Raw genomic sequence first — 20,297 nt, forward strand, 5'->3', positions numbered from 1 at the left:
ACACGTCCCGCGGCCGCGCCTGCGCCGCGCCGCGAGCCACGATATCGCGCCGCGCATTAGTGCACCTGGTCGCCCGCGTTGCTGCTGCCCGCGCAGGGGTGGTAGAGAGCCCTGAAATGGTGGCCGACCGCGACGCCCAGGTGATCGGCACGGTGCTCGAGAATCGGTACCGCGTGATCGGCCTGCTCGGCCGCGGCGGCATGGGCGACGTGTACGTCGGCGAGGACACCCGGCTGCGCCGCCGCTGCGCCCTGAAGATCCTCCACGCCAAGCTCGCCGAGGATCGCACCAGCGTCGAGCGGTTCCTGCGCGAGGCGCAGATGATCGCCTCGCTCGACCACCCCAACATCGTCGACATCTACGCGTTCGGCGAGGAGCCGTCGGGGCTGGTGTACTTCGCGATGGAGCTGCTGCAGGGCGAGGACCTCGACGCCCGCGTGCGCCGCCGCGGCGAGCGACCGTTCACGGTCCACGAGGCCTGCGCGTGGTCCAGCCAGATCGCCCGGGCCGTCGCCTGCGTCCACGACAACGGCCTCATTCACCGCGACCTCAAGGTCTCGAACGTGTTCCTGGCCCAGAAGCGCGACGGCGAGGAGATCTGCAAGCTGCTCGACTTCGGCATCGCCCGCGCCGAGGACGACTCCGAGCTGACCGAGACCGGCATCACGCTCGGCACGCCGAGCTACATGTCGCCGGAGCAGGTCCGCAACGCCAACCTCGACCGCCGCAGCGACATCTATTCGTTCGGGGTGGTGATGTTCAAGCTGCTGACCGGCCGCGTGCCGTTCACCGGCGAGCCGATCCAGGTCGCCATGCAGCACTGCGAGTCCGCGCCACCGGCCCCGTCGAGCCTCGCGCCCGCGGCCGGCATCTCGCCGGCGCTCGACGCCATCGTCCTCAAGGCCATGGCCAAGAGGCCAGGTGATCGCTTTCAATCGATGCAGGAGGTCGGCCTGGCGCTGGCCGAGCTGCTGCAGCGCGAGGCGCCCGCGCTCGCGCCCATCACCACTTCCAATCGGTTCTCGCGCGACTTGCAGAGCCCGGTGACGCAGCCGGGCACGAACCGGCTCGAAGACCTCGCCCGCCCCGCGACCGCGCCCACGCAAGAGGCGGCCCGCCCCGAGGCCGCGACGGCGCACGCGCCGAAGCAGCCCGTCGCCGAGGGCGCACACGAGCCGCAGCACGCCACCACCGCACCGACGGCGCCGCAGCACGCCGCGACGGCCGCGGCACACGAAGCCAGGACGCCCGTCACCACCCCCGTGCACGAGCCGCAGGCGGGCCGGTCCGCAGGCGGGCTCACGTCCGACGCCGCGACCCCGGGCGAGGGCACGCGGACCAGCCCGACCACCGCCTTCGCGCCGCCGCAGCCCCGTCGCTCGCGTCCGCTGCTCGTGCTCGCCGCGGCAGGGGTGCTCGGCGCCGCCGCCGTCGCGTTCGCGCTGACCCGCGGCGACGACCCGACGCCCGCGCAGCCGCAGCGCGTCGAGACCCCGCCGAGCGCCGCGCTCTCACCGTCTCCGCCGTCCCCTCCTCCCGCGCCCTCATCCCCGTCGGATCCGGCGCCCGAGCAGACCCCACCGAGCAACCCGCCCGCCGTCGCCTCGCCCGAGCCTTCGACGCCCGACGCCGAGCCGCCCACGCCCACGCCCGAGCAGGCCCTGCCGCCGCTCGAGCCCGAGGTCACGCCGCCCACGCCCGCGGTCGAGAAGAAGCGCGGCGTCGCCAAGCCCGCGGCGCCGGTCGACCCGCTCAAGCAGATCGAGCGCAAGGCCCAGAAGTGTCGCAAGACCCACGGCGCGATCGAAGGGCCGAAGATCGTCATCGACTACGCGATCGGCCTCGACGGCAAAGTCACCCGCTCGGTGCCCTCGGTCCACGACGCCCTCGGCAAGTGCCTGGCCGACGCGGTGCTTTCGACCGCCTTCGAGCCGAAGATGGTCCTCGGCCGCAAGGTCTCGCTATAGGCTCGCGCGAGGCCGCTGTCCGCGAGGACAGGTCCGCGAGCCTGCCCCTTGCGACATGCCCTTCGAGACATGCCCCGAAGCACATGCCCTCGGGAGCATGCCCGAACGAGCATGTCCCGGAGGACAGGCCGCCCTCAGGACTGAGGGGCCTGCGCGCGCCGACCGGCGCGCGGCTCTTTCTTGCGCGGCGGCGTCGCCCGGGCCTCGGCGATCAGCGCGTGCGCGTGTTCGCGGGCGCTGGTGGTCACGCGCGAGCCGCCGAGCATGCGCGCCAGCTCCTCGACGCGCTCCTCGTCGGACAGCTTGACCACGCGGGTGATCGTGCGGCCGGCCTGGGTGTGCTTCTCGACCCGGAAGTGGGCGTCGGCGAACGCGGCGATCTGCGGCAGGTGGGTGATGCAGAGCACCTGGCGCTGGCGCGACGCCGCGTGCAGGCGGCGGCCGATCGCCTCGGCCACCGCGCCGCCGACCCCCGCGTCGACCTCGTCGAACACGTAGGTCGTGACCGCGTCGCCGGTCGACAGCACGCTCTTGACCGCCAGCAGCACGCGCGACAGCTCGCCGCCCGAGGCCACGCGGTTGAGCGGCGCCACCGGCTCGCCCGGGTTGGCCGAGAACATGAACTCGACCCGGTCGAGCCCGCGCGGCCCGAGCTGCGCCGGCGGCAGCTCTTCCACCCTGGCCTCGAGCCGGGCCCGCGGGATGTGCAGCGCCGCCAGCTCGGCCTCGACCGCGCGCGCCAGCCCCTCGGCGGCCGCGGCCCGGCGCGCGTGCAGCTGGCCCGCGCGCTGCAGGCACTTGCCGCGCAGCTCCTGCTCGCGGGCGTCGAGCGCCTCGAGGTGCGAATCGGCGTGCTCGAGCTGCGACAGCTCCTCGCGCATCGCCGTCAGCTTGGCCGGCAGCGCCTCGAGGTCGCCGCCGTGCTTGCGCTTCAGCGTCTCGAGGTCGTGCAGGCGCTCCTCGACCTGCTCGAGGTCACCTGGCTCGAAGGACATCTCGTTGGCGAACCGGGCCGCCGCCGCCGCCGCCTCCTCGCACGCCACCTGGGCCGCCACCAGCTGCTCCTGGATCTCCCCCAGCAGGCGCGAGCTGTCGGCCCCGCGCCGGGCCTCGTCGAGCAGCATCGCCAGGCGGCCCGCGATCGCGTCGTCCGACTCGTACAGCACGTCGTGAGCCTGGCGGGCGAACGCGGCCCAGCGGTGGGCGTCGCGCAGCAGCAGCGCCCGCTGGCGCAGCCCGACCAGCTCCCCCGGCTCCGGGCTCACGCGATCGATCTCCTCGATCTGGAAGCGCAGGAAATCGGCCCGCGCCGCCCCCTCGGCCGCGCGCCGGCGCAGGTCGGCCGCCGCCTGGGCCGCCGCCTGCCACTCGCGGTACTGCTCGGCGTAGGTCGTCGCATCGCCGTCGAGCCCGGCGTAGGCGTCGAGCAGGTCGATGTGGCGGGCCACGTGCGTCAGCGAGTGGTGCTCGTGCTGGCTGCAGATGTCGATCAGCTGCTCGCCGACCCGCTCGAGCATGCCCTGCGTGGTCAGCACCGCCTGGACCACCGAGCGCCCGCGGCCGGCCCGGCCGACCACGCGCTCCAGCACCAGCGCCTCGCGGCCCTCGGCGATCCCCAGCTCGTCGAGCGCCGGGGCCAGCCGCCGCAGCGTCCCGGCGTCGAGCTCGAACTGCGCGCTGGTCCGGGCCGCGTCGGCCCCCTGGCGCACGATCTCGGCCCGTCCGCGGGCCCCTCGCAGCAGCGCCAGGGCGTCGACGATGATCGACTTGCCCGCGCCGGTCTCACCGGTGAGGACGTTCATCCCGCGCCCCAGCTCGAGGCCGACGTCGTCGAGCAGGGCGAGCCCGCGGATGTGCAAGTAGCTGAGCACGACGGCGCTATAGCATGCGCACAGCCGCGCGTCAGCGCGTCAGCGGGTCCGCCCGCTCATACCGGCGCTCCAGCCCAGCTTGGTGGCCAGGACCCGGAACACGCTGTACTCCGGGGGGCACAGGCGCAGCGGGTCAGGCGCGGCGCCGATGGTGATGCGGTCGCCGAGCTCGAGCGACACGCTGGTCTGGCCGTCGATCGTCAGGAAGGCGCCGCCCTCCTCCGGGCCCTCGTAGGTGATCTCGATCAGCGACGCCGCGTCGACCACCACGGGCCGGTGCGTGAGGCTGTGCGGGCAGATCGGCGTGATCGTGAAGGCGGTCGCGCTGGGCGCCACGATCGGACCGCCGGCGGCCAGGTTGTAGGCGGTCGAGCCCATCGGCGTGCACACGATCAGCCCGTCGGCCTTGTACGTGGCCATGAACTGACCGCCGACGTCGGTCGCCAGCGCCAGCAGCCGCGGGAACTCGCCGTGCTTGATGTACGCGTCGTTGCAGGCCGCCTCGCGCAGGAACACCCGGCCGCCGCGCAGCAGCTCGATCTGCATGCGCAGCCGCGGCTCCCACGCCAGCTGCCCCTGCACCGCCGCCGCCAGCCCGACCTCCCCCTGCTCCGCCTGGTACGCGGTCAGGAAGCCGAGGTCGCCGAGGTTGATGCCCAGCACCGGCACCCCGGCCTCCGCCGCCCACCGGCTGGCGCGCAGCAGCGTGCCGTCGCCGCCGAGCGCCACCACCAGGTCGCAGCCCTCGGCCAACCCCTCGCAGCTCTCCACCACCTCCGCGCCCTCGCGTCGCAGCGCCGCGGCGCCGCTGTCGTCGGGCAGCGCGCAGACCTTGACCGCGACCGCGTGCTCGCGCAGCCAGCGGGTCGCGTTGACGGTCGCCTCGAACGCCCGCGCACCGTCGCGCGGGTAGAGGAGGACGCGGCGGACCGCGGCGATCGGTACACGCTTCGACATCAGTCGTCGGGCGAGTAGAGGTAACCCTGGTGCTGGAACAGGCAGATCTTGCCACCCTGCTCGCGCCGGGCCCGCTCGAGCGCGGCGTCGACGAGGTCGAGCAGGTCCTGCAGCGAGCGGGTGTCCTTGTTGGGATAAAACGACACGCCGATCGACACCGAGAACCCGCTCGTCGCCGCGGTGCGGACCGCCGAGGGGTGCAGCAGCGGCCGCCGGGCCTCGCGCGCGACCCGTTCGGCGACCGTCAGCGCCCCCGGGAAGTGCGTGTTGGGCAGCACCAGCAAGTACCCGCGATCGTCGGTGCGCTGCACGAGGTCGATCTTGCGGACGTTGCCCTCGATGATCGCGTGCAGCGCCGGCGTCAGCTCCGCCGCCGGCCGCGCGCCCTCGGGCTCGTCGACCTCGATGCGCAAGCAGGCCAGCGGGTCGCTGTAGCGCTCGGCCCGCTCGAACTCCTCCTGCAGGCGCCGGCGGAACTCGTCGGCGCCCAGCTCGACCCGCCGCGCCCGCGGGCCGTCGCCCTCGGCGCCGTCGCCGAGCGAGAACTGCGCCCGCGTCCGCAGCAGCACGTCGATGCGCGCGCGCAGCTCGTCGGGGTTGTAGGGCTTGCCGAGGTAGTCGTCGGCGCCGCTGCGGAGGCCCTCGACGCGGGCGTTGACCGAGTTGCGGGTGCTGACCATGAGGACCGGCAGGAACCCGCTGGCCTTGGCCTTGAGGATCCGGCACACCTCGAGGCCGCCGATCCTGGGCATGACGACGTCGAGCATGACCAGCGCCGGGCGCTCCCTGTTGAACAGCTCCAGCACCTGCTGGCCGTCGTTCGCCTCGACCACCACGAAGCCGGCTTCGGTGAGCACCGAGCGCGCCGTGGCCCGCTCGCCCGGCGAGTCGTCGGCGACCAGGATCTTCACGCCGGAGCTGGACTGGCCCGCGGTCACCCCGTTCAGCTCACCTTCCGGCCCGCCGGGCCGACGCCTTCGGGCCCGGGGCGCCGAGGGGATTGTGTCTGCCCGGAAACCACTCGCCCCAGTATGTCCGAGTCGTCGCCAGGGGCCCAGCCCTCTCCCCGCCGGCGACCCCGGCGGAGATCGCCCACCCGCTCCCCGCCCGGAATGTGAGTCTGAGCCCGAACCTCCCGCCCCATCGCAGCCAGGAGCCTCCCAGGGCGACGCCGACGCCGCGACCCGCGCTTGACAGCCCCGGAGGGCTCGCGTATCCATCCCCGGCCCATGGGTACGCACTACCCCAATCCCGCCGATATCCGCCGCGACTGGCTGCTGATCGATCTCACCGGTCTGACCCTCGGTCGCGCTGCGAGTCAGATCGCCAACATCCTTCGCGGCAAGCACAAGGCCACGTTCACCCCGCATCTCGATGTGGGTGACTTCGTGATCTGCGTCAACGCCGACAAGGTCAAGCTCACCGGCGACAAGCTCGACAAGAAGTTTTACTACTTCAACTCGGGCTTCCCGGGCGGCATGAAGTCCGCTTCGGCGCGCACCCTGCTCGGCAAGAAGCCGGAAGAGCTGATCACCATCGCGGTCCGCCGCATGCTTCCCCGCTCGCCGCTGGGTCGCGCCACCGTGAGCAAGCTCAAGGTGTTCGCCGGGCCCGAGCACAATCACCAGGCGCAGCAGCCCAAGCCCTACAAGCTCCCGTTCTGACACTCCAGCACCCACGGTTCGTCTCATGGCCAAAGACACGATGAAGTACTACGCCACCGGCCGTCGCAAGAGCGCGATTGCCCGCGTGTGGCTGTTCCCCGGCGAGGGCAAGATCCTGATCAACCGCCGCGAGGCCGACAGCTACCTCTGCCGCCCGACCAACCTCAAGCTCATCGAGCAGCCCCTGGTCGCCGCCGGTAGCCGCGAGAAGTACGACATTTGGGCCACCGCCAACGGCGGCGGTCTGTCCGGCCAGGCCGGCGCGATCCGCCTCGGCATCGCTCGCGCCCTCCTGCAGATCGACCCCGAGGCTCGCTCGTCGCTCAAGAGCGCCGGCTACCTCACCCGTGACTCCCGCGCCGTCGAGCGCAAGAAGTACGGCCGCGCCGGCGCCCGCCGTCGCTTCCAGTTCAGCAAGCGCTGAGCCCCCTGGCGCTCGCGCCCCCGAGAGCGGAGCTTCACAGCTCCGCTCTCGCTGCTTTCGGCGCCCGAGATACCGACTGTCTCTCGGGGGCATGTCCCCTGCGACCTGCACGTTCGGACATGTCCTCAGGAGCATGTCTGGTCGTACCCGGGATGCTCCCGCAGCGGCGACCCGCGGCTGGACTCCACCCGGTTCCGCGGCCTCATGCTTCAGTCCCCGCCGCGCGGCTGGACCTCGACGCGGATCCGCGGCCTCGTGCCTCAGTGCCCGTAGCGACTGGGCCCGACCCGGATCCGCGGCCTCATGCCTCAGTCCCCGCCGCGCGGCTGGGCTCGCTCCGGACCCGCGGCCTCGTGCTCCGGTCCCCGTCGCGCGGCTGGGCTCGGCCGGGCCCGCGGCCTCGTGCTTCACAGGCGAGGGAACCTCGCGGCGTATCCCGACGGGTGAGCTCTACGCGGGTCGTTCGACCCCACTCGCCCCTGCGACCCGCATGCTCCGCCCCGGTCCGTGCATCCGCAACGACGGCCACGGTCGTCGGCGCCAGGGATCGCCTCCTCGATTCGCCCCGTGCCCTCGGACACGCCTGCGCCCGCCGCCGCATGGCCCCGTGCTCTCGGACACGCCTGCGCCCGTCGCATGGGCCCCGCGACGGCGGCCTCGCGGACCGCCGTCACCTCTCTCCGAGCTCCTGACCCCTAGTCCAGGTCGAGGTCGCCGTCGCCTTCCTCGTGGCGTCGACGCCCGCGGCCGGCGCGTTTCTTCGGGCCGTCGCTCTCGTCGCGGTCCCGGTCCCGGTCCCGGTCCCGGTCCTTCCGCCCGCGGCCCTCGGCGGGTGGGGGTTCCGGAGGTGGCGCCGCCACGAAGCCTCGCGCGGGCGGCCCGCCGCGGTCGTGGCTCGGGCCTGAATCGAAGTTGCGAGACGGCCGCCCCGGTCCGGCGGGCGGGCCCGGCGGACGCGAGCCGAACCCGCGATCGTTCGGCGGGCCTGGCGGGCGCGAGCCGAACCCGCGGTCGCCCGGCGATCCCTCGCGCGGCGGCAGCGGGCGCGAGTCGGGTCCGCCGCGATCATTGAAAGAACGGCCCGGCCCACCGGGGCGCGGGCCATCGCCCGGGCGCGGCGGGCCATCGAGGCGCGGTCCACGGGGCTTGTCCTCGGCCACGCTCACGCGGATCTGCCGCATGTCGAGCGTCGCGCCGTCCATCGCTTGCATCGCCGCTTCGGTGTCGGCCGGGTCCTGGAACGCGACGAAGCCGAAGCCCCGCGATCGTCCGGTCTCACGGTCGGTCACGACCTTCGCTTCGGTCACGGCGCCGAAGTTTGCAAATGCGGCTCTCAATCCCTCGTCGGTCGTGTTCCAGCTCAGGCCACCGACAAATAATTTCCTCGCCATTCTCTCTTCGCTCTGCGCGTGCGCGCGGCGCCTCACTTCGGATGCTGCGCGCGAACCATGCCTTCTGTCAATCGGCGCCCCGGCGGCGCCGACAGCCAGACCGTCTTCCTGCTTCCATCTGCTCTCGGTCCTCTCGTCTCCCGTCCTCTCGGCCTCTCCTCTCGGCCTCTCGTCTCCGGCCACAAGCGGGGCAGAAATGTCGTACAACCCCCACGCCCTTGAGGGCGGTCCTGAACTGCGTCACGCCTCGCTCCTGGCGCCGGCGCGCCCCTCCCCGGACGGCACCCGCTTCATGTTCTTCTCACGCCACGAAATGATCCTCGCGGCCCTGGAGACCCCGCGCCTGATCGAGCTCGCTCGCGTCCTCCAGATCTCCGAGCCCGCGCAGCGCCAGCGGGGCCAGCTCATCGACCTCCTCTGCACCGCCCGCTATCACGAGTTCCGCGGCTTCCTCGAGCGACTGAGCGTGCTCGAGCTGCGCGAGGTCTGCGGGTTCGTCGGCCTGCGCGACACCTTCGGCGACCCGGCCGAACTCATCGATCGCCTGCTGTTCACCGACGGCCGCTCGCCCGCGCCCCCGCCCGCACCTGCGGCTCCGGGGGCGCCCGCGCCTCCGCCTGCGGGCGCCCCGGCGGCCCCGCCCAAGCGCCGCGGAGCCAAGAGTCAGGCCCGCGGTGAGCTCGGCTTCGAGGCCACCTTGTGGCAGGCCGCCGATCGCCTGCGCAACAACATGGACGCCGCCGAGTACAAGCACGTCGTGCTCGGCCTCCTCCTCCTCAAGTTCATCAGCGAGGTCGGCCCGCCGCTGCGCGCCGCCGGGGCCAAGCCGCCGCCGACGCGCGGCTTCAAGGTGCCCGCGGCCGCGCGCTGGGACAAGCTGCTCGGCAAGGCTCACTCGCCGCAGCTCGGCCACGACCTCGATCAGGCGATGGCCGCGATCGAGGCCCAGAACCCGACGCTGCGCGGGATCCTGCCGCAGATCTACCAGCGCCCCGGGCTCGACGCGGCGCGCCTCGGCGAGCTGCTGCACCTGCTCGACGACATCCCCGATCTCGGCTCGCAGGGCCGCAAGGCCCACGACGTCCTCGGCCGCGTCTACGAGTATTTCCTCACCTGCTTCGCCTCGGCCGAGGGTCGCAACGGCGGCCAGTTCTACACCCCGCCGAGCGTCGTCGGCCTGCTCGTCGCCCTGCTCGCGCCGACCCGCGGCACCATCTACGACCCCGCCTGCGGCTCGGGCGGCATGTTCGTGCAGAGCGAGCGCTACTTCGAAGATCACGGCGGTCACCGCGGCGAGCTCAAGATCGTCGGCCAGGAGTCGAACCCGACCACGTGGCGGCTCGCCCGCATGAACCTCGCCATCCGCGGCATCGAGGGTGACCTCGGGGCTGAGCCTTCGGACAGCTTCATGCGCGACATGCACGCCGACCTGCGGGCCGACTACATCCTCGCCAACCCGCCGTTCAACGCGCGCGCCTGGGGGGCCACCGCGCTGGCCGACGACCCGCGGTTTTGCTTCGGCCTGCCGCCCGACGCCAACGCCAACTTCGCGTGGGTCCAGCACATCCTGCATCACCTGGCGCCGCGCGGCCTGGCCGGCCTCGTGCTCGCCAACGGCTCGCTGACCGTCGGCGGCCGCGAGGGCGAGATCCGGCGCCGGATCGTCGAGGCCGACCTGGTCGACGGCATCATCGCCCTGCCCGCCCGCCTGTTCTACAGCACCTCGATCCCCGTGTGCCTGTGGCTGCTCGCCCGCGACAAGACCAGCGGCCGCGACCGCCGCGGCCAGATCCTCATGATCGACGCCCGCGACATGGGCGCGATGCTCGACCGCACCCACCTCGCGCTCCGCCCCGAGGAGCTGGCCGAGATCGCCGGGCTCTACCACGCCTGGCGCGGAGCACCTGCCCAGGAGGGCATGTCCCAAAAGACATACGCCGACGTGCCCGGTCGCTGCCGCGCCGTCGACCTGCCGACCCTCGCCGAGCACGAGTTCATCCTCGCGCCGACGCGGCACGTGCAGCCGGCCGAGGCGGCCAACGCCGCGCCGGACTTCGCCGAGCAGTTCACCGGGCTGCGCCGCGAGCTGCTCGACCAGATCGACCGGGCCGCCGCGCTCGACCGCGAGATCGCCGAAGCGCTGGCCCGGGTCGAGGTCCCGTGAGCGCCCCGGCCCACTGGGTGCGCTGCACCCTCGACGCCATCAAGGCCGAGACCGACAACGCGATCGCCGGCGGCCCGTTCGGCTCCGACCTCACCCAGGCCGACTACGTCGACGACCCCGACGGCGTGCCGGTGATCCGCGGCTGCAACCTCGGCCACGGCGAGCGGCGCTTCTACCCTGACGAGCTGGTGTTCGTGCACCCGGACAAGGCCGACGCGCTGCGCCGCTCGCAGGCCTACCCCGGCGACGTCATCTTCACCCAGCGCGGCACCGTCTCGCAGGTCGGCCTCGTGCCCGACGACCTGCCGTGGCGGCGCTTCGTGCTGTCGCAGAGCCAGATGAAGCTGACCTGCGACCTCGCCCGCGCCGACCCCGAGTACGTCTATTACTGGTGCCGCTCGCCCGAGGTCCAGCGCTACGTCGAGAACTGGACCATCGCCGCCGGCGTCCCGCACACCAACCTCAGCACCCTGCGCCAGACCCCGCTGCTGCTCCCGCCGCTCGCCGAGCAGCGGGCCATCGCCGCCGCCCTCTCGGCCCTCGACCGCCGGATCAGCCTGTGCGACGACCAGCGGGCCGTGCTCGTCCAGCTCGTCGACCTGCTCTTTCGGACATGGTTCATCGAACATGCGCCGACCGCCGCCAAGGAGAGCGGCCTGCGCCACCCGTCGGTCGACGAGGCGCTCCACTCGCGGCTCGCGCCCGCGTTCACCGTCGAGGCCGACCGCAAGTTCCCGCTCGCCTACCGCCTGCTGCCGCTGACCGACCTGGCCGAGTTCCAGAACGGCAGCGCCTTCGGCCTCCCCGACTTCAGCCCGACCGGTCAGGGCCTGCCGGTCATCAAGATCGGCGAGCTCAAGCAAGGCATCACCCGCCAGACCCGCTACTGCGAGCGCCGCGACGGCGGGCGGCGCATCGATCGCGGCGACCTGCTGCTGTCCTGGTCGGGCAACCCCGACACCTCGATCGACACCTTCCTCTACTTCGGCGGCCCCGCCTGGCTCAACCAGCACATCTTCAAGATCGCCGGCAAGCGCCCCGAGGACCGCGCCTACCTGTTCGGCCTCCTGCGCAGCCTCAAGCCGCAGCTGCTCGCCTTCGCCCGCGCCAAGCAGACCACCGGCCTCGGCCACGTCACCCTCAAGGACCTGCGCACGCTCATCATCGAGTTCCCGCCGGTGATGATGCGCGACGCCTTCGACGCCCTCACCGCCCCCTACTTCGCCAAGATCGGCGCCTGCGACGAGCTCCGCGCCGCCCTCGTCACCACCCGCGACGAGCTGCTGCTCCGCCTCATGTCGGCCCAGGCCCGCCTGCGCCCGTGAGCCGCACGACATGTCCCCGAGGACATGTCCCGCCGCCGCCGACCGCGTGACCCGGACCGCGCCCCGGGGTTATCGTGGTGGCCCCCGGCCTGCGGAGGCTCCCCGATGAAGAAGCTCGTACGGATCTGCGCCCTCTTCAACGCCAGCATGATCGCCGCGTTCCTCGTGCCCGGCGTCCTGCCGCTGCTCGGCATCACCGTCCCGCCCTCCCCGTTCTGGCTGTGGCTGCCGGCCCTGCTGGCGCTGTTCAGCGTGCTCGTGCTGTGGGTGTCGGCCTCGGACCTGCGCCGCTACGGCACGTTCCCCTACTGGAGCGCGATCAGCCGCCTGGCGTTCTTCTTCCTCACCTTCGCCCTCGACTTCCCCGCCACCGCCGGCCGGATCGTCGTGCTGATCGCCCTCGTCGACCTCGTCCTCGGCGTCGCCTGCCTCCGCGGCCTGCCCCGCGCCACCGGCCGCACCCCGCTGCAGCTGCTGCTCCACCGCGGCGCCGGCTGAGCGCGGAGCCGGGTCCGCGCGGCGCCGACGTGCATTCACTTCTTCATGCGTATCCGACGACCTCGGCAATCGTAGCACCGCGAAATGCCTTGAAGAGCATGTCCTTCGGGACATATCCCACATGCCCGCCACGACATGTCCCTGGGGACATACCCGCAATCCCCTCCGTGCACCTCCCCGGCGCGCGCGCTCGCTCCTGCCCATCCGCCTCCGCCCGCGCTAGATTCGCCCGCATGCTCGCCCGCCTGCGCCTCTGCGCCGCGACTCTCCTGCTCGGCGCCTGCCCAGCCGCCCCCGCGACCACCACCGACGCGACCACCACCACGACCACCACGACTCTCACCACCGGTACCACCGACCCGACCACCGGCGAGCCCGCGGGCTGGCAGGTCGCGCTCGAGCTCGGCGTCGAAAAGGGCGCGCTGTTCAGCCTGTGGGGCCCGCAGCCCGACGACGTGATCGCCGTCGGCGGCCAGGGCGTCGGCCCGACCTCGAAGGGCCTCGCCCTGCGCTGGGACGGCATCGAGTGGACCGAGCTCGCCCTCCCCCCCGGCACCCCGCGCCTGCACTGGATCGCCGGCGTCGGCGACGGCATATGGGCCGTCGGCGAGGCCGGTGCGGCGCTCCGGCGTGACGGCGACACCTGGACCTCGACCGCGACCGGCTTCGAATTGCCGCTGTGGGGCGTCTGGGGCGCCGCTCCCGACGCCGTGTGGGCGGTCGGCGGCGACGGCTTCGTCGGCGGCCCCTCCGTGCTGCGCTGGGACGGCGAAGCCTGGGCCCCCGAAATCCTGCCGCCGCTGCCCGACGGCTGCCACGCCCTCTTTAAAATCGTCGGCACCGGCCCCGCCGACATCACCGCCGTCGGCGACCTCGGCGTCATCCTGCAGTACGACGGCGCCGCCTGGACGCAGCAGGACACCGGCTCGATCGCCGACCTCATCAGCGTCAGCGGCCCCGCCGCGCACCGCCTCGCCGTCGGCGGACGCGCGAACGCGCGACTCGCCTGGTGGGACGGCCAGCAGTGGACCGGCACCACGCTCGATCGGCCCGGCCTGTCGGGCGTGTGGCTCGACGACAGCGGCGCGGGCTTCGTCACCGGCTCGGGCGGACAGATCCTCCGCGTCACCGCGGGCAGCCTCGAGCCTGAACCAGAGGACAGCCCGACGCACCTGCTGCTGCACGCCGCGTTCGGCTTCACCGGCGGCCCGCGCTTCGCCGTCGGGGGCAACCTCGCCGGCATGCCGCCGCACGTCGGCGTCATCCTCCGCCACCCCGGTCCGTGACCGCGTATCCTCGCCGCATGCGCTTGCCTTCGCTGTCCGTCCTGCTCCTGCTCGGGGTCGCCGCCTGCACCCCCGACCCCGGCACCACCACCGACGTCGCCACGAGCACGACCACCACTGACGGCACGAGCACGACCACCGACGCCACCACCTCCACCAGCTCGACCACCGCCCCGACCACCGGCACCCCGACCTCTGGCGAGCTCACCACGACCAGCGACACCACCGCCAGCAGCACCACCGGCGACCCAGGTTATTGCTGGGGCTTCGACGCCGGCGCCCCCGCGCCCTTCCTCGATCTCTACGACTACCAGGACAACCAGCTCGCCAAGGGCGTCACCCTCCCGCTCGAGTGCGGCGGCCAGGGCTCGTGGATGTTCGGCCTCTACCCCGAGTTCGGCGGTTACCTGCCCGCCGGCGAGATGGTGATCTTCAACCTCACCGTCGACGTCGAGGGCTACGACATCAACCCCGCCGGCCATTTCTTCAGCGGCGAGGTCTACTACTACGTCGGCTGCGACGACGTGCTCGGCGGCGTGCTCGGCGTCGTCCCGATCATCCCGCCCGACGAGCTGCCCGATCCCGCCGTGCTCGACGGCCTGCTCGCCGAGGTCCACGTCGGGCTCGACGCCGCCGGCCAGACCCTCAGCTTCGACGCCACCATGCCGCTGTCGGCCCCGACCGAGCTGACCGAGGATGGCTGCATGTTCGGCCCCTGAGCGCGCCTGTCCCTCGGGACATACGCCAAAACCTCGCGGAGGATCCGGCCCGTGAAGATGTACATTTTGATCCGCGCCAGCGTCCCGCTCGGGTTCGCCATGGTCGCCGCGGCCCACGCCTCCCTGGCCGCCTACCTGCGCTTCCGCGACGAGCCCGAGGTCACCGAGTGGCTCGCCGGTCCGTTCCGCAAGGTCGTGTGCAAGGTCGGCGACGCCGAGTTCGCCGCCGCCCGGGCCGCCGGTGATTTCGTCGTCCTCACCGAGTCCGCGCTGGACGGCGCCGAGGTGGCCCTCGCCTTCAAGCCGCGCGCCGAGTGGCCGCGCGCCTTCCAGTTCTTCCCGCTGTACCGCAGCTGAACCAACGGCGAATGCCACGACCCGCGCGCTCGCGCGAATCGTGGCACTTCACGCCCGGGCGCCCGGGCGTCGGTGCGACCGCCGGCCTCCGTCCATCACGGAGCGGCCGGCGGCGCCGGGCTCACACGCCCTCGCAGATCTTCGTCGTGCCGTCGAACACCTGCGCGTTCATGCAGACATCGACCGTCGAGCAGCCGCACGAGCCCTCGAAGCACGTGTCGGAGTACTGCGTGCCGGCGCAGTCGGAGTCCTGGCCGCAGCCGCAGACGCCGTTGTTGCAGACCGCGTAGCCCGGGATGCCCGCGCCGGAGCAGTCCGCGTCGCTGCCGCACTCGCAACGACCGGAGCCGGTGTTGCACACCGGGTGGCCGCCCTGCGCCGGGCAGTCGGTGTTGGCCTCGCACGGGTCGAAGCAGGCCTCGTTCTCGCACTTGGCGCCGGTCTTGCCGCAGACCGCGACCTCCGCCCCGCCCTCGATCGGCGTGGCCATGATCTGCTCCTGCGTCAGCGTCTCGCACATGATGAAGTCGCTCGGCACGATGGCGCACTTGCCGACGCCCTCGCCGATGTCGACGCAGGCGTAGCCCATCATGCAGTCGGCCTGCGCCGCGCAGTCGAGCACCCACCCGCTGATGGTCGCGTTGCACTGCGTGTCGGTCGAGCACTTGAACGAGTCGTTGACGCAGCGCTCGTTCTGGCAGGTGTAGCCCTGGTCGAGGCCCATCAGCTTGCAGTCGTCGTCGCCCGCGCAGGCCTCCTGGCAGAACTGACCGTTGCCGCCCGCCGTCGGGTCTTCGGTCGTCGGGCCCGCGGTCGTCGGCACCGTCTCGGTGTCGGTGCCGGCAGTTCCGTCGGTGCCGGCAGTTCCGTCGGTGCCCGCGGTCGCGTCGGTGCCCGCGGTCGCGTCGGTGCCCTGGGTGCCCTGGGTGCCCTGGGTGCCGGCGGTCGAATCGGTGGCGACGCCGGAGGTCTCCGTATCGCCGCCCTTGTCGTCACCGCAGCCGGCAGCGAGCATGGCCACGAACAGGGAAATCACCGGCGTCTTCACAAGAAATGAGAGTTGCATGGCCGCGAGGGTACATCACGTGCCCGCCGCCGGCCACGGGCGGGATCGCAATGTGCGATGTGTTCTTTGAGACATATAGAACACGTTTCCCCGGCGGCCGGCGTTTGCATGATTTTTTCGTGCGGCCGTGAATATTGCCTGCCAGCGCCGAGCTTCGCCGCCACGGCGCGCCTCGTCGAACGCGCAGCGGGCTCGACCATGATGTTGCGAGCGCGAGCGCAACCACGAACAGGGCTGGTGTGGCGCAATGCGAGCTATCCTGTGAATGCACGCTGCTCGCTGTTTGCGGGCGTTACCGCGGTTTCAGCAGGATCTGCGATTTGCCGGCTTGCGCGATCCGCCGGCGCGGACGAGCGACCGCGACGATTGTCCGTGCGCGCAGGTGCCCGCCTCCCGCGCACGCTCGCGCGCCAGCGGTCCCGTCATTCTCGCGACGCTCGTCGCTCGCCCGGCGCTCGCTCTCACATCGCCGCCACCGCGTCATGGAAGCGCTCGAGCACCAGCCCGAACAAGAACCACACCGGCATGTAATCGAAGCGGATGAGGCCGTGGAGGTGATAGCGCGAATAGCTGTAGTCCCACGGGCAGCGCCCGGTCAATCGACAGAGCGCCGCCCCGGCCACGTATTCGACGACGAAGATCAGCACCATCCACAGCGCCCCGCGCCCGAGCCACGGCCAGCCGCGGATCGCCTCGTGGATCGGCTCGAACAGCAGCCCGCCCGCCCCGTACAGCGGGAACATCCACACATACGTGTGACCGAGCAGCCGCAGCCGCTGCTCCCGGCTCAGCTTCAGCTGCCCCGAATCGCCGCCCAAATCGCCGCGCACGCCGGTGACGAGCGCGTACGACGCCGTCCACAGGATCTCCATGCACCAGCCGAACGCGCCGTACACGACAAGACGGACCATGAACTCCTCGCACACGCCCGGCCAGACATGACGGCGACCCGCCCCCGCGCAAGCGGCCGCGCCGGTTTGCCCGCGCCGCGCGGCCCCGCGTTCGACCGGCGCGCCAACGCCAGCGCGGCCGCTCGCCGGCGGCCTCGTGGACCTCGGCGCCGCGCAGCCGGCGACGGCGCGCCAGCCGGCCGTGACGGCTGCCGGCTGCTCGCCGGGCGCAAGCCCCGGCGCCGCGCGAGCGGTCGCCCGCTCTCATGACATTCCCCTTCGGGCATGCCTGAAGCAGCATGTCCCAAGGGACATTCGCAAGCCCGGCCCGGGCGCGCCCAGCATTGTGGCCGCGCCTGGACCGAGGTCATCCTTATATTCGCCCGCCCGCCGAGCGGCCGTCGACCTGCATCGGGATCTCTGAAACTCGCCGCTCAGATCGCCGCTGGCAGGTCCCAGCTCTGGACCATCCCCTCCTGCGCTTGCAGCAGCTTCGCCGGCACGTAGTAAAGCTTGCCGCTCGGGCTCACCGCCACCCGGCCCACGTCCGGCATCATCGCGAACACCTCGAACACCCCGGTGAACGGCTCGATCGCCAGCACCTCGAGCGACGACATCGAGGCGTACACCAGTCCCGTGAACGAATCGTGGCTCAGCCCGGTCACGTGCGCACCCAGCTCGGTGACCGGCTCCGACAGCTGCGTCACCACGTTGTAGCGGAACAGCGCCCCGCCCTCGACCGCCACCAGCAGGTGCGCCGGGCTCACCGGCGCCGACGCCGTCACGCGCGCCGGGAAGTTGTGCACCACCGCCACCGTCGCCTGCTCGAGATCGGCCGTGTTGTACTCACCGTTCGCCGTGCTGTTGCCGACGTACAGCACCCGGTCCTCGCCCCACGTCAGCCCTTGCGGTCCCGCGTCGGCGACCGGCGCCATGAACGGCCCGCCCCCCATCGTCTCGGTCGCGGGGATGACGATCGGCAGCGGATTTATCGCGTCGTCCTCGACCAGGCGGGCGACGCCCTGGATGATGTCGCCGAAGCAGCCGCCGATGCACGTGTACGTGATCGCCACCTCGCCCAGCCCCTCGACCGGCTGCGGCGGCGGCACCGGCCCCGCGGCCACCGGCGGCACCTCGGTCAGCTGCGGGATCGTCAACCGCCGCAGCACCTTCACCTCGCCCATGTCGAGGTTCGACACACCTGGCCATTCGGTCAGCTCGCCGTCCGGCCGCAGGCGCCGCAGATAGTCGGTCCCGCTGCGCAGCGTCACCATCCACGCGGTGCAGTCGTCGGCGAAATCGATGCCGATGATCTTCTCCGCGAACGGCCCGTTCAGCTGCTCGAGGCTCGGGTCCTGGCACTCCACCGGGCGGTCGCACGCGCACGCGGAGCCCCAGCACGCGCCGTCGCTCGTGCACGCCACTCCGGCGCACGGCGCCACCGGCACGCACGCGCCCTGGCCGTCGCACGCGCTGCCGGGGCCGCACTCGCGGTCGCCGCACGCCTCGCTCGCGCCGGCCAGCGTGCACGCGTCCGCGGGCGCGTGACAGCTGCCGGAGATGAAGTCACAGACCTGTCCCTCGGGACATGGATCGGGGCTCTGGCCCTGACACAGGGTCACGCACTGGTCGTCGACGCACTGCTGATTGGGCTCGCTGCAGGCCCCGCAGCCGGCCGGCGTGGTGGTGGCCGTCGCGCTGTCGGAGGTCGGCCCCGTCGTGCTCGAGGTCGAGGCCGCGGCGCTATCCGAGTCACCCTCGCTGGTGGTCGTCGGCGCCGTCGCCCCGGTGTCCGTGGTCGTCGCAGTCACCTCGCTCGCGCCGCTCGTCGGCGTCGTCGTCGGACCCGTCGTCTGCGTCGCCGACCCCGAATCGGCGCGCCCGTCGTCGCCGCAACCCGCCACGCCCGCGCAACCAATCAACCCGCCCAGAACCCATCGCTGCATCATCCCGCCGCTCTCCGGCGGCGAAGCTATCACTTCGCCGCGAGCGACGGCGCGCACCTGCGCTCGCGGACGGGCGCGTCTTTCTTACGGTTCACGGCGCCCTCGCAGCGGCGCTCCAGCCCGTCACCATCAGCACGCGCCGACCACCCGTCATCGACCCTGCGATCCTCACCGTCGCGGCCTGCCTACTCGTCACGCTCGCCCCGAGGAGCCGCTCGCGTCCCCGGCGCACCCGGTCTCCGCGACCTGGCTCTTCGGACAGAATCATCCGCGACCGACCTCGCGAGCCCGCGCAGGGAAAATTGTCCCCGGGTCCTATGATGATCCCGCCCATCGCGGACCTCCTGCCGGCCGCCATTCTCGTGCCCAGCTTCCCCTCACGCGGCACCAACATGTCTCTTCGGACACTTCACGCGCAGACCCGGCCGTCACGCGGGCGTGAGCACCTCGTAGGTCGCGCGCAGCGCCTGCCATGATTCGTCCGCCAGCTCGGACGGCCGGAAGCACCACAGCTCCTGCAGCCGCGCCAGCCGCGGCCGCGCGGCCACCAGCGCCGCCACCGTCTCCGCGTCGAACTCCGTCCCCGGCAGCTCGAGCCGCTCGAGCGTGCCGGCCCACGGCGCCCTGGTCATCCGCCGCAGCAGCTCGTCACCCTGAGTGCAGTAGCGCAGCTCCACGTGGCGCAGGCCCGGCATCCCCTCGGCGGCGCACAGCGCCGCCAGGTCGGCCGACTGCCAGCCCACGTACCAGTCGTACTGAAAATCGATCGCCAGCCGCTCGAGCGCCGGCAGCCGCGCCGTCGCCAGGAACTCGAGCCCCGACCCGCGCGGCGTCGGGCCCGGCCCCCAATCGCGGCGGTCCGAGGGCCCGAGCGGCGTTTTCCCCAGCCACCCGAGCTCGAGCTCCTGCAGCGTCGCGTGCTGCAGCCCATCGAGCCCCAGCTCGGCCCGCGGCAGGCTCAACTTCGTCAGCCCCGGGCACTGCGCCAGCACCTGCGCGACCTTGTCGGTCGCCAACCACTGCACCCAATCGCGCTCGTGCGAGCGCTCGCACGTCAACGCCAGCGATCGCAGCGCTGGCCACGGCCCGCCCGCGATCACGAGCGCCAGCGCCGGGTCGATGTCGTTGCGCCCGCGGGCGTTGCTGCCCAGATCGAGCTGCACGAGCCCTGGCGTCCGCGCCAGCATGGCCCGCAGCGCCGCCAGGATCGGCGCCGCGTCGTCCGGATCGTCGATCGCCAGCGACATCGAGGTCCTCGCCGCGTCGAGCTCGAGCACGTCGTCCCAGCGGTCGCTCCAGTGCCGCCGACGATCGAGCGTCAGCTGCTGCAGCCCCGGCGGCAGCCCGACCGCCGCGATCGCGTCGGTCAGCGCCGCGAACTCCTCCTCGTTGCCGCCGAGGTCGCAGGCGAGCGTCAGCGCGCGCAGCCGCGGCTCCGCGCACAGCCGCGGCCACGCCTCCAGCCCGCGCTCGATCGCCAGCGTCAGCGAATCACCCGCCTGCAGCAGCTCCTCCGCCGGTTCGTCCGCGCTCACCGCCCCAGTGTACCCCCCGGCCGAGCGCGCCGCGACCCGTCGTCACCGCGCAGCTTCGAGCGATCACGGACTGCCCTCATTGCCACGCTACTGTCATTGGCGATCGCCCCGCCAATGTCGTGACGGCCCGCCCTGTCACGACCCGGTGACGCCGCGCCGCCGTCGCGTCACCGACCTTCACCGCATTGCCGCCTGGCCTCCGCGGTAGTTGACACGAACGTCGCCGAATCTCCCGCA

General features: G+C 72.4%; 17 protein-coding genes. 9 read left to right on the forward strand and 8 right to left on the reverse strand.

What is annotated here, in order from left to right:
• The first annotated feature begins 116 nt into the window (after nucleotides 1-116).
• Nucleotides 117-1,967 (forward strand): serine/threonine-protein kinase, encoded by a 1,851-nt coding sequence (locus tag POL25_RS07755; protein ID WP_272085273.1) that lies wholly within the window; start codon nucleotides 117-119, stop codon nucleotides 1,965-1,967.
• A gap of 134 nt (nucleotides 1,968-2,101) precedes the next feature.
• Here POL25_RS07755 and recN read toward each other — a convergent pair whose 3' ends face one another.
• The 3 genes from recN to POL25_RS07770 are packed head-to-tail and all read right to left on the reverse strand — an operon-like array spanning nucleotide 2,102 to nucleotide 5,733.
• Nucleotides 2,102-3,838 (reverse strand): DNA repair protein RecN, encoded by a 1,737-nt coding sequence (gene recN, locus POL25_RS07760; protein ID WP_272085274.1) that lies wholly within the window; start codon nucleotides 3,836-3,838, stop codon nucleotides 2,102-2,104.
• A 39-nt stretch (nucleotides 3,839-3,877) separates the two neighbouring features.
• Nucleotides 3,878-4,795 (reverse strand): NAD(+)/NADH kinase, encoded by a 918-nt coding sequence (locus tag POL25_RS07765; RefSeq protein WP_272085275.1) that lies wholly within the window; start codon nucleotides 4,793-4,795, stop codon nucleotides 3,878-3,880.
• Complete coding sequence (locus POL25_RS07770; RefSeq protein WP_272085276.1) at nucleotides 4,795-5,733, reverse strand: GGDEF domain-containing response regulator; 939 nt, start codon at nucleotides 5,731-5,733, stop codon at nucleotides 4,795-4,797. The genes POL25_RS07765 and POL25_RS07770 overlap by 1 nt, the downstream gene beginning before the upstream one ends.
• A 291-nt stretch (nucleotides 5,734-6,024) precedes the next feature.
• Between POL25_RS07770 and rplM the strand changes: the two genes are divergently transcribed.
• A complete protein-coding gene (gene rplM / locus POL25_RS07775; protein WP_267703748.1) occupies nucleotides 6,025-6,459 on the forward strand; it encodes a 50S ribosomal protein L13 in 435 nt (144 codons plus the stop codon).
• Nucleotides 6,416-6,883 (forward strand): 30S ribosomal protein S9, encoded by a 468-nt coding sequence (rpsI, locus tag POL25_RS07780; protein ID WP_373372086.1) that lies wholly within the window; start codon nucleotides 6,416-6,418, stop codon nucleotides 6,881-6,883. The genes rplM and rpsI overlap by 44 nt, the downstream gene beginning before the upstream one ends.
• 695 nt (nucleotides 6,884-7,578) lie before the next feature.
• On the opposite strand, the gene POL25_RS07785 is transcribed toward rpsI, so the two are convergent.
• A complete protein-coding gene (locus tag POL25_RS07785) occupies nucleotides 7,579-8,310 on the reverse strand; it encodes an RNA recognition motif domain-containing protein (RefSeq protein ID WP_272085278.1) in 732 nt (243 codons plus the stop codon).
• Nucleotides 8,311-8,566: 256 nt separating this feature from the next.
• Between POL25_RS07785 and POL25_RS07790 the strand changes: the two genes are divergently transcribed.
• From POL25_RS07790 to POL25_RS07815, 6 genes are all read left to right on the forward strand, one after another.
• The gene (locus tag POL25_RS07790; RefSeq protein ID WP_272085279.1) at nucleotides 8,567-10,438 is read left to right on the forward strand and encodes a type I restriction-modification system subunit M; all 1,872 of its coding nucleotides are present in this window, start codon (nucleotides 8,567-8,569) and stop codon (nucleotides 10,436-10,438) included.
• On the forward strand, nucleotides 10,435-11,763 hold the full coding sequence (locus POL25_RS07795; RefSeq protein ID WP_272085280.1) for a restriction endonuclease subunit S: 1,329 nt from the start codon (nucleotides 10,435-10,437) through the stop codon (nucleotides 11,761-11,763). The genes POL25_RS07790 and POL25_RS07795 overlap by 4 nt, the downstream gene beginning before the upstream one ends.
• A gap of 105 nt (nucleotides 11,764-11,868) precedes the next feature.
• Nucleotides 11,869-12,261: a hypothetical protein gene (locus tag POL25_RS07800; protein WP_272085281.1), complete on the forward strand. Its 393-nt coding sequence runs from the start codon at nucleotides 11,869-11,871 to the stop codon at nucleotides 12,259-12,261.
• 233 nt (nucleotides 12,262-12,494) lie between these two features.
• Nucleotides 12,495-13,547, forward strand: coding sequence for a beta propeller repeat protein (locus tag POL25_RS07805; RefSeq protein WP_272085282.1), 1,053 nt, complete (start codon nucleotides 12,495-12,497; stop codon nucleotides 13,545-13,547).
• A 17-nt stretch (nucleotides 13,548-13,564) separates the two neighbouring features.
• Complete coding sequence (locus POL25_RS07810; protein WP_272085283.1) at nucleotides 13,565-14,266, forward strand: hypothetical protein; 702 nt, start codon at nucleotides 13,565-13,567, stop codon at nucleotides 14,264-14,266.
• A gap of 57 nt (nucleotides 14,267-14,323) precedes the next feature.
• The gene (locus POL25_RS07815) at nucleotides 14,324-14,623 is read left to right on the forward strand and encodes a hypothetical protein (RefSeq protein ID WP_272087240.1); all 300 of its coding nucleotides are present in this window, start codon (nucleotides 14,324-14,326) and stop codon (nucleotides 14,621-14,623) included.
• Between the two features lie 121 nt (nucleotides 14,624-14,744).
• Here POL25_RS07815 and POL25_RS07820 read toward each other — a convergent pair whose 3' ends face one another.
• The 4 genes from POL25_RS07820 to POL25_RS07835 form a co-directional block, all read right to left on the reverse strand.
• Nucleotides 14,745-15,689 (reverse strand): hypothetical protein, encoded by a 945-nt coding sequence (locus POL25_RS07820; RefSeq protein WP_272085284.1) that lies wholly within the window; start codon nucleotides 15,687-15,689, stop codon nucleotides 14,745-14,747.
• A gap of 461 nt (nucleotides 15,690-16,150) precedes the next feature.
• On the reverse strand, nucleotides 16,151-16,600 hold the full coding sequence (locus POL25_RS07825; RefSeq protein ID WP_272085285.1) for a putative ABC transporter permease: 450 nt from the start codon (nucleotides 16,598-16,600) through the stop codon (nucleotides 16,151-16,153).
• A 413-nt stretch (nucleotides 16,601-17,013) separates the two neighbouring features.
• On the reverse strand, nucleotides 17,014-18,483 hold the full coding sequence (locus POL25_RS07830) for a hypothetical protein (RefSeq protein WP_272085286.1): 1,470 nt from the start codon (nucleotides 18,481-18,483) through the stop codon (nucleotides 17,014-17,016).
• A gap of 470 nt (nucleotides 18,484-18,953) precedes the next feature.
• The gene (locus POL25_RS07835) at nucleotides 18,954-20,060 is read right to left on the reverse strand and encodes a hypothetical protein (RefSeq protein ID WP_272085287.1); all 1,107 of its coding nucleotides are present in this window, start codon (nucleotides 20,058-20,060) and stop codon (nucleotides 18,954-18,956) included.
• Between the last annotated feature and the right edge of the window lie 237 nt (nucleotides 20,061-20,297).

Source organism: Nannocystis bainbridge, assembly GCF_028368995.1.
GTDB lineage: Bacteria > Myxococcota_A > Polyangia > Nannocystales > Nannocystaceae > Nannocystis > Nannocystis bainbridge.

Excerpts from the sequence above, each read along its gene's own strand:
- POL25_RS07825 (WP_272085285.1), bottom strand. The coding sequence starts at position 16,600 with ATGGTCCGTCTTGTCGTGTACGGCGCGTTCGGCTGGTGCATGGAGATC.
- POL25_RS07800 (WP_272085281.1), top strand. The coding sequence starts at position 11,869 with ATGAAGAAGCTCGTACGGATCTGCGCCCTCTTCAACGCCAGCATGATC.
- POL25_RS07810 (WP_272085283.1), top strand. The coding sequence starts at position 13,565 with ATGCGCTTGCCTTCGCTGTCCGTCCTGCTCCTGCTCGGGGTCGCCGCC.
- POL25_RS07790 (WP_272085279.1), top strand. The coding sequence starts at position 8,567 with ATGTTCTTCTCACGCCACGAAATGATCCTCGCGGCCCTGGAGACCCCG.
- POL25_RS07755 (WP_272085273.1), top strand. The coding sequence starts at position 117 with ATGGTGGCCGACCGCGACGCCCAGGTGATCGGCACGGTGCTCGAGAAT.
- POL25_RS07805 (WP_272085282.1), top strand. The coding sequence starts at position 12,495 with ATGCTCGCCCGCCTGCGCCTCTGCGCCGCGACTCTCCTGCTCGGCGCC.
- POL25_RS07820 (WP_272085284.1), bottom strand. The coding sequence starts at position 15,689 with ATGCAACTCTCATTTCTTGTGAAGACGCCGGTGATTTCCCTGTTCGTG.
- POL25_RS07815 (WP_272087240.1), top strand. The coding sequence starts at position 14,324 with ATGTACATTTTGATCCGCGCCAGCGTCCCGCTCGGGTTCGCCATGGTC.
- POL25_RS07765 (WP_272085275.1), bottom strand. The coding sequence starts at position 4,795 with ATGTCGAAGCGTGTACCGATCGCCGCGGTCCGCCGCGTCCTCCTCTAC.
- rplM (WP_267703748.1), top strand. The coding sequence starts at position 6,025 with ATGGGTACGCACTACCCCAATCCCGCCGATATCCGCCGCGACTGGCTG.